The organism is Delftia sp. DLF01 (genome assembly GCF_014852125.1).
GTDB lineage: Bacteria > Pseudomonadota > Gammaproteobacteria > Burkholderiales > Burkholderiaceae_C > Comamonas > Comamonas acidovorans.
This window is the reverse complement of the sequence record NZ_JACVAZ010000019.1, coordinates 1-350: the sequence shown is the minus strand read 5'-3', so window position 1 is coordinate 350 and position 350 is coordinate 1. Positions and strand designations below refer to the sequence as shown.

Genomic DNA, 350 nt, shown 5'->3' with positions numbered 1-350 from the left:
GCTTTTTCAAGCTGCTGCCACCAGCGCGATCTTGGTGGAGGATGACGGGATCGAACCGACGACCCCCTGCTTGCAAAGCAGGTGCTCTCCCAGCTGAGCTAATCCCCCGGGATCCTCGACAACCAGACATTGGAATCTTGGTGGGTCTAGTTGGGCTCGAACCAACGACCCCCGCCTTATCAAGACGGTGCTCTAACCAGCTGAGCTACAGACCCAGTCCACACACCCTGCAACCAGGGCACATGGCTTGTTCCAACAACCGATAAGTGTGGGCGTTCAACTTGAACAGCAGTTTTCCAGAAAGGAGGTGATCCAGCCGCACCTTCCGATACGGCTACCTTGTTACGACT

Annotated in this window: 2 tRNA genes and 1 rRNA gene; all 3 read right to left on the bottom strand. The window is 56.0% G+C overall.

The features are described from left to right. Positions 1–32: 32 nt before the first annotated feature. Positions 33–108, bottom strand: a tRNA-Ala gene (locus tag IB269_RS28955). Between the two features lie 30 nt (positions 109–138). Beyond that, a tRNA-Ile gene (locus IB269_RS28950) sits at positions 139–215 on the bottom strand. Positions 216–300: 85 nt separating this feature from the next. Beyond that, positions 301–350, bottom strand: a 16S ribosomal RNA gene (locus IB269_RS28945); the annotation flags it as partial.